This window comes from Jiella endophytica (assembly GCF_004519335.1).
GTDB lineage: Bacteria > Pseudomonadota > Alphaproteobacteria > Rhizobiales > Rhizobiaceae > Jiella > Jiella endophytica.
On sequence record NZ_SOZD01000023.1, the window covers coordinates 1 to 2944 of the forward strand.

4 protein-coding genes and 2 pseudogenes are annotated in these 2944 nt (G+C 53.9%); all 6 read left to right on the top strand.

The window, feature by feature from the left end; genetic code table 11:
• A pseudogene (gene sucC, locus E3C22_RS24295) lies at positions 1 to 240 on the top strand (succinate--CoA ligase subunit beta); the annotation flags it as partial.
• An 11-nt stretch (positions 241 to 251) separates the two neighbouring features.
• Complete coding sequence (locus E3C22_RS24300) at positions 252 to 653, top strand: hypothetical protein (protein ID WP_134764476.1); 402 nt, start codon at positions 252 to 254, stop codon at positions 651 to 653.
• A complete protein-coding gene (locus tag E3C22_RS24305) occupies positions 653 to 1495 on the top strand; it encodes a hypothetical protein (protein ID WP_134764477.1) in 843 nt (280 codons plus the stop codon). The genes E3C22_RS24300 and E3C22_RS24305 overlap by 1 nt, the downstream gene beginning before the upstream one ends.
• A gap of 387 nt (positions 1496 to 1882) precedes the next feature.
• On the top strand, positions 1883 to 2167 hold the full coding sequence (locus E3C22_RS24620) for a hypothetical protein (protein WP_167591895.1): 285 nt from the start codon (positions 1883 to 1885) through the stop codon (positions 2165 to 2167).
• Positions 2148 to 2567, top strand: a complete 420-nt coding sequence (locus E3C22_RS24310) for a PIN domain-containing protein (RefSeq protein ID WP_167591896.1) — start codon at positions 2148 to 2150, stop codon at positions 2565 to 2567. Before E3C22_RS24620 ends, E3C22_RS24310 begins: the two co-directional genes overlap by 20 nt.
• An 18-nt stretch (positions 2568 to 2585) precedes the next feature.
• A pseudogene (locus E3C22_RS24315) lies at positions 2586 to 2944 on the top strand (succinate--CoA ligase subunit alpha); the annotation flags it as partial.

The window sequence follows — 2944 nt, forward strand, 5'->3', positions numbered from 1 at the left end:
GATCCGAACGTGAAGGGCATCCTGGTCAACATCTTCGGCGGCATCATGCGCTGCGACGTGATTGCCGAGGGCGTCGTCGCCGCGGTGAAGGAGGTCGGCCTGAAGGTGCCGCTGGTGGTGCGGCTCGAAGGCACGAATGTCGATCTCGGCAAGACCATCCTCAACGAGAGCGGCCTTGCCATCACCGCCGCCGACGACCTCGACGACGCCGCCAAGAAGATCGTCGCCGCGGTGGGATGAGGTGACGCCGAATGGAACTCAGTGATGCTTTACTCGGAGCGTTAATAGGAGGGGGCTCCGCTGTATCTGCACAAGTAATATCAAGTGTCGTCTCGGCGATGCAACAGAGAAAGCAATTACAGCTTCAGCGGCGACAATTAGAGATAGCGGCCGCGAACGCTTTCAATGAAAGAAAAATTGAAGCTATCGTTTTAATTCGAGATCTACTTCAAGGTCTCTCTGACGGTATGGAAAAACCCGCCGATGTTTATCGAAACATCAGGCCATTTTGGATTTATTTGGCGCCCGAGACTGAACGATTGGTGGCCGCGGCGATTCACTCGCGGATTTCAGGCGCGAGCGGCGACGGGTCAGAGTTGCAATCGGCAGTAGAAGCGCTTAAGGTTGAGTTGATAAAACTGACCGAGGTGTGATGATGACCGATGAGCTTTCGGCACTCAAGGCTGACATAGATGCGTCACTCGTTGTTGAGAGTGTCCCGCCTGAAATAGCCCCTTCTACAGCCTCAGTCGTCGTACAGCTGTCACCGAGGTCAATTCCATACAATGCCCTCCAACATGTTGATCTCATCACGCTATTCCTGAGTCAATATCGATCAAGTTTTAGTCGCAGCTCCCTGATTGCTCCGGAGATGGAGCTGGCGACGGTTATCAATCGGTTGATATCGGCAGAGCAGCCCTTGATATTTGAGGGTGGACACTATGAACATACGGAAGGAGAGACAATTTCTATTCGTTCCCTCCGGATTATGCCCCAGCATATCTCCGCGGAAGTGTTTGGAACAACAAGGGAGGCTCTTTTTATAGTTAAGAAGACGCTCGAATTGCTTTGGTCTTCGGTTGGAAGAGAGCGGCGCTGGGGTGAGATTATGGGCGATATGGGCATTGTTACCTATAATACTTCAACAAAAGTTCGTTTGGGAGTTAATTTGCTCGATTTGCTGTCTGACGAATTCAGAAAATTCCTGAACGAGACAGTGTCAGGCCGTTTTACTAAAAAGATGGGTACTCTTGGTCAGATAAGCGAGGAAATTGGAAGCGAGCTCATCGCCATTCCTCATTGTAGAGAAATTAATATCGAGATTTCGATGTTTGATAGAACGACGGGCAAGCAGGAGGATATGACTTTGAACTTGATACCGTCTACGAATTTCACGAGAAATACAGATGATGTTTTGGTGCTCTCGGAATTGCCTTTTGAGGTGCATGTCGAATTAGTTACGGAATTGATTGCGGCTCTATCGAAATCTCATTGAGAAATATTCTATTAACGATTGAAGGCAGGCCTCTGTCCGAATCCAGTGACTTGTAACGCGGTAGTTTCGATACTCGTCCTTTTTAGCTGGCGCGGTTCAACAAAAAGGAGCGACACGAACGTAATGGAAAGCGTGCGTGTTAGGTTTAATTAAATATTCTTAGTGAAGGGTTTATCTTTATCTCGCAGAGCTTCAAGCTGCTCAAATCTGGCGAGTATGTTGCAACCTGTGCAGACTTTTTTGTAATGTTAATTGCGCTTCACAATTCTACATCTTTCAAATGTTCGCGTCGGCTAAGCGGTGAGAGCCTCGGGTTCTTGATTTCAGACTGAGCACAGGATATGTGCTCCACATAACCTGCGTAGACGCTGTCCAGCTCGAACGGCCATGGCCAAGAACATTACCCTCGCCATCGACGAAGACCTCCTCGACAAGATGCGTGTCCTGGCCGCAATTCGGCGGACCAGCGTCAACGCCATGGTGCGTGATTTTTTCGAGCATGAGGTCAACCGCGAAACCACGCAGGCCGACCGCGCCGAGGCTTGGGGCCGGTTGTTCGAAGCTGCCGACAACAACGCCGAACGACGGTCCCGGCGCCTCGGCGACAAGCAACCGTTGTTCGACCGGGAGCTGTTCTACGAAGAGGTCATGCGTGAACGCGGCCTTCTTTGACACCAACATCATCGTCTATGCCGCCGATACGCTGGCTGCCGAGGTCGCCAAGCGCGACCAGGCGCGGCAACTGATGCAGACGCGGCAGATCTTCACCTCGACGCAGGTGATGATGGAGCTTTACGGCGTCCTGCGGAAAAAGCTGGCCTACGGGGTCGACGCCGCGGCGAACTGGGTTCGGATGCTCGACGGCGACGACGTGGTGACGCTGACATCTGACGATGTGATCGATGCGCTGGAGATGGCGCATCGCTACGACATCTCTCACTGGGACGCATTGATCCTTGTTGCCACTGCGAGGTCGGGGCAAGCAACCGTCTACACCGAGGATCTGAACCACGGTCAAAGCTACGGCAGCGTCCGGGTGTGCAACCCCTTCATCGAAGACTTTCTCGCGTAACCTTTAAAGGCTGTAGCCATGTCCATTCTCGTCGACAGAAACACCAAGGTCATCGTGCAGGGCCTGACCGGCAAGACCGGCACCTTCCACACCGAGCAGGCGCTGGCCTATTTCGGCACCAGGATGGTTGCCGGCATCCATCCGAAGAAGGGCGGCGAGACCTGGACCGCCGGCGAGGGCGCGAAGGATGCCGCCGGCACCGAACTGCCGATCTTCGCCACCGTCGGCGAGGCGAAAGAGGCGACCGGCGCGACCGCTTCGGTGATCTACGTGCCGCCTTCGGGGGCTGCCGCCGCCATCGAGGAGGCGATCGACGCCGGCATCGACCTCATCACCTGCATCACCGAGGGGATCCCGGTCTCCGACATGGTGAAGGT